Annotated in this window: 5 protein-coding genes and 1 other RNA gene; 3 read left to right on the forward strand and 3 right to left on the reverse strand. The window is 72.0% G+C overall.

Translation table 11 applies throughout. The features are described 5' to 3' along the window. Positions 1–1493 (reverse strand): DNA helicase RecQ (gene recQ / locus SYNGFB01_RS09845; RefSeq protein ID WP_048017884.1); only part of this gene is annotated, 1493 nt, incomplete at its 3' end. A gap of 59 nt (positions 1494–1552) precedes the next feature. Here recQ and SYNGFB01_RS09850 point away from each other — a divergent pair. The 3 genes from SYNGFB01_RS09850 to ssrS all read left to right on the forward strand — a co-directional run bounded on the left by SYNGFB01_RS09850 (position 1553) and on the right by ssrS (position 3918). After that, a complete protein-coding gene (locus tag SYNGFB01_RS09850; protein WP_048017885.1) occupies positions 1553–2464 on the forward strand; it encodes a carbohydrate ABC transporter permease in 912 nt (303 codons plus the stop codon). Positions 2465–2588: 124 nt separating this feature from the next. Then, positions 2589–3728, forward strand: coding sequence for a 5-(carboxyamino)imidazole ribonucleotide synthase (locus SYNGFB01_RS09855; RefSeq protein ID WP_369795539.1), 1140 nt, complete (start codon positions 2589–2591; stop codon positions 3726–3728). Between the two features lie 6 nt (positions 3729–3734). Further along, positions 3735–3918, forward strand: a non-coding RNA gene (gene ssrS / locus SYNGFB01_RS13350) — 6S RNA. 85 nt (positions 3919–4003) lie between these two features. On the opposite strand, the gene SYNGFB01_RS09860 is transcribed toward ssrS, so the two are convergent. Next, a complete protein-coding gene (locus tag SYNGFB01_RS09860; RefSeq protein WP_048017886.1) occupies positions 4004–4282 on the reverse strand; it encodes a DUF2103 domain-containing protein in 279 nt (92 codons plus the stop codon). Then, the coding region (locus SYNGFB01_RS09865; protein ID WP_048017887.1) for an ATP-dependent Clp protease adaptor ClpS at positions 4282–4433 on the reverse strand (152 nt) is incomplete at its 5' end. The genes SYNGFB01_RS09865 and SYNGFB01_RS09860, both read right to left, overlap by 1 nt.

The following is a 4433-nucleotide window of genomic DNA, read 5'->3' on the forward strand; positions in this document are numbered from 1 at the left end:
CGCACCGCCTCCTCCGCACCCCAGCGCAGGCCGCCGCGACCCTCGGGCACCGGCTCCAGCAGCCCCAGGCCCGTGAGCTGGCGGATCAGCGCCCGCCACTGCTCCCGGTCGAGCTCGCCGCCGATGCCATGCACGCTCAGCTCGTGGTGCCCCAGCGCGCGGATCCGCTCGGTGTCGGCGCCGAGCAGCACATCCGTGAGGTGGGCAGCCCCGAACCGCTGGCCGGTGCGCCAGACGGCCGAGAGCAGCTTCTGGGCCGCCACGGTCCTATCGCTGCGGGGGCGGGGTTCCAGGCAGCCGTCGCAGTTGCCGCAGGGCTCGGCCAGGGTCTCGCCGAAGTGGGCCAGCAGCACCTGGCGGCGGCAGCCCGGCGCCTCGGTGAAGCCGATCAGCGCATCGAGCTTGCCGTGCTCGATCCGCTTCTGGGCCGCGGGAGCCTCGGAGTCGTCGATGAAGCGCCGCAGCTGGGGCACATCGCCCGGCCCGTGCACCATCCAGGCCACCGCCGGCAGTCCGTCGCGCCCCGCCCGGCCGGTCTCCTGGTAGTAGGCCTCCAGGCTCTTGGGCAGGTCCACGTGGGCCACGAAGCGCACGTCCGGCTTGTCGATGCCCATCCCGAACGCGATCGTGGCCACCACCACCACGGCGGCCTCGTTGCGGAAGCGCTCCAGGGCGGCGCTGCGCACGCCGCTCTCCAGACCGGCGTGGTAGGCCACCGCATCGAAGCCCGCCGCCCGGAGTTCGGCCGCCAGCCGGTCCACCCGGCTGCGGGAGCGCGCGTACACGATCCCCGCCTCGCCGCGATGCTCCGCCAGGAAGCGCAGTAGCTGGGCCTTCGGCTCGTCCTTGGCCCGCAGCAGGTAGCGGATGTTGGGCCGATCGAAGCTGGCCAGGAACACCCGCCCCTGCTCCAGGCGCAGCCGCGTCACGATCTCCTCGCGGGTGCGCGGATCCGCCGTGGCGGTGAGCGCCAGGCGCGGCACCGCCGGGAAGCGCTCGGCCAGCACCCCCAGCTGGATGTACTCGGGCCGGAAGTCGTGGCCCCACTGCGACACGCAATGGGCCTCGTCGATCGCGAACAGGGCCAGCGGCTCCTCGCCCGGCAGCTGGGTCAGCCGCTCCAGCAGATCGCCCGCCAGCAGCCGCTCCGGCGACACGTAGAGCAGCTCCAGCTCGCCGCCGTTCAGCTGCCGCCACAGCGCCGCCGTCTGCTCCGGCGCCAGGGCGGAATGCAGCGCGCCGGCCCGCACCCCTGCCTGACGCAGCGCCTGCACCTGGTCCTGCATCAGGGCGATCAGCGGCGACACCACCACGCCCAGCCCAGGCCGGCACAGGGCCGGCACCTGGTAGCAGATCGATTTACCGCCGCCGGTGGGCATCAGCACCAGCCCCGAGCCACCGCCGATCACGTGCCGCACGATCGCCTCCTGCGGCCCGCGGAAGGCCGGGTAGCCCCACACCTGCTGCAGCACCGCCAGCGGATCGGCAGACAACACGGACAGGGCGTCGGGCGATCGAACGCCCCACAATGGCGCCAAGCCGGTGAGCCGTGATGTCCGCCTCCGNCCCCCGCACGGCCACCGCCTGGGCGTTCCTCGCCCCGGCCCTGCTGCTGCTGGGCCTCTCGGTGCTGATCCCGGCGGNCCTGGCCCTGCTGATGAGCTTTTCCCAGGCCGGNCTCGATGTGTCGGAGCCGCTGCGCTTCGTGGGGCTGGCCAACATCCGCCGCCTGCTCAGCGACCCGATGTTCGCCCGGGTGAGCGCCACCACCTTCCTCTATCTGGTGGGCGTGGTGCCGCCGATCGTGCTCGGTGCCCTCGCCCTGGCGGTGCTGGTCAACCGCCAGCTGCCCGGCATCCACTGGTTCCGCGGCGCCTTCTACACGCCGGTGCTGGTGTCGATCGTGGTGGCGGCGATCGCCTTCCGCTGGCTCTATGCCGAGAACGGCCTGATCAACGGGTGGCTCGGCGTGCTCACCCGGCACAGCTGGCTGGCCGGCGCCTTCCCCGGCGGCTTCTCCCCGATCGGCTTCCTCAGCTCACCGCTGCTGGCCCTGCCCTCGGTGATGCTCGTGACCCTCTGGAAGGGCCTGGGGTACTACATGGTGATCTTCCTGGCCGGCCTGCAGGGCATCGCGCCCGAGCTCTACGAGGCTGCCGCCCTCGATGGCAGCGANGGCTGGCGCAAGCACTGCGACATCACCCTGCCGCTGCTGCGCCCCTACCTCACCCTGGTGGCCGTGATCTCGGCGATCGCCGCCACCAAGGTGTTCGAGGAGGTGTTCCTGATGACCCAGGGCGGCCCGGCCGACGCCACCCGCACCATCGTCTACTACGTGTACGACCAGGCCTTCTCCGAGCTGGAGATCAGCTACGCCTGCACCGTGGGCCTGGCCCTCTTCCTGGTGGTGCTGCTGCTCAGCCTGGTGCGCTACGCCTTCGCCGGCGACAAGGGACTCACCTGAAGCCCGGCGCCGANCCCGTCGCGGCGGGGATGCGAATCTGGGCGATTGGTTGCCCCGAACGGCANCCCCGGCAGTGGTGATCGGCACGCNAGCACGAAGGCAGGCAGACCGCAGAGGGCGATCGATCGGCGTGGTCGGTGGCGGCCAGCTGGCCTGGATGCTGGCGGCCGCCGCCCGCGAGCTCGATCTCGAGCTGCACGTGCAGACGCCTGCCGCCGACGATCCGGCCACCGCCCTGGCCAGCTCGGTGGTGCAGGCCCCGCTCGACGACGTGAGCGCCACCCGCGAGCTGGCCCGCCGCTGCGCCGCGATCAGCTTCGAGAACGAGTGGGTCGATCTCGAGGCCCTGGCACCCCTCGAGGCCGATGGCGTCACCTTCCTGCCGCGGCTGGAGGCGCTGGCGCCGCTAGTGAGCAAGAAGGCCCAGCGCCAGCTGCTCGAGCGGCTCGGCCTGCCTGCCCCCCGCTGGTGCGACCTGCCCGCCGGCGGCGCCCTGCCCCAGGGCTATGCGCTGCCGATGATGGCCAAGGCCTGCCGCGGCGGCTACGACGGCAAGGGCACCCGGGTGCTGCGCAGCCCCGCCGATCTCGCCTCCCTCGCCCACGGCGCTGACCCGGACGACTGGATCCTGGAGGAACTGGTGGCCTTCGAGCTGGAGCTGGCCCAGCTGGTCTGCCGCGACCGGGAGGGCAACCTGCAGTGCTACCCCCTGGTGCAGACCCATCAGCACCAGCAGGTGTGCGACTGGGTGCTCAGTCCCGCGGCCGTGCCCCAGGCGGTGCAGGCCTTCGCCCGCAACATCGCCTGCTCCCTGGTCACGGCCCTCGACTACGTGGGCGTGCTCTCGATCGAGCTCTTCTACGGCCCGGCCGGGCTGCAGGTGAACGAGATCGCGCCCCGCACCCACAATTCCGGTCACGTCACGATCGAGGCGTCGCACACCAGCCAGTTCGCCCAGCAGGCCCGGATCGTGGCGGGGCTGCCCCTCGGCTCCGCGGAGCTGCAGGTGCCCGGTGCCCTGATGGTCAACCTGCTGGGCTTCGAGACCGGCGACTCCGACTACGCCTCCCAGCGCCAGGCGCTCGCCGCCCTGCCGGGCGCCAGCGTGCACTGGTACGGCAAGAGCGCCGCTCGCCCCGGCCGCAAGCTCGGTCACGTGACGCTGGTGCTGGAGGCGGCCGACCCGGCCGAGCGGCAGCGGGAGGCGATGCAGCGGCTCGAGCAGGTGCGCGCCATCTGGCCACTCCCCCCGCAGCTGCCCTAGGGTTGCTACGGACTGCCGTGTTGGTGACTGCCTTCTACAGTTTTCTGATCTGACTCCCTCTTCGACATGGGGAGTCTGCAGCGGAAGCAACGTAGGCCGGCCCTGCAGCCGGAAACGGCGCCCCGCCCTTGACACCCCTTCTGGTTCCACCAGGTCGAACACTGGGGCAGAACGGCACGGCGGTCCACCCTTTTCAACATCCCACTGTCTTCATCCCACCGGCGCTGCGGGCCCTGCTCACCCGCTGGCCTCGTCGCTGGTGCCAAGTCAGCGGCTCAGGCGTTCAGCAGCCGCTGTACCAGCGCGTCGAGCTCCTCGCGGCTGAGCCCGGTCACCACGAACACCTCCTGGGCGCTGCTGCCGCGGCGGGCCACCAGCTTGTGCCCGCCCGTGATCGGCGTCGACAGCCGCAGCCGCAGATCCGGGCTGCGCCCCCTCACCCGGCTGATCACCGCGGGCACCACCGTGTCGATCCCGGGCTCCCGGGCGAGCTGCTCGAGCAGCGGGATCAGCCCCTCCAGGTAGGTGCTGTGGGTGATCACCACCCGGCCCATCAGGCGGGCTCCAGCGGTGCCATCGTGAGCCCCTCGGTGCCCAGCTGCTGGTGGTAGAGCTCCGCCTGCTCCTGCGGACCGCACCACACCACCGCGGCGCCCTCGCCATCGATCTGGTGGGCCAGCTCCCAGGCCCGGTCCGGGGTCATCC

The sequence above is a fragment of the Synechococcus sp. GFB01 genome (genome assembly GCF_001039265.1).
Classification (GTDB): Bacteria; Cyanobacteriota; Cyanobacteriia; order PCC-6307; family Cyanobiaceae; genus NIES-981.

Excerpts from the sequence above, each read along its gene's own strand:
- SYNGFB01_RS09860 (WP_048017886.1), bottom strand. The coding sequence starts at position 4,282 with ATGGGCCGGGTGGTGATCACCCACAGCACCTACCTGGAGGGGCTGATC.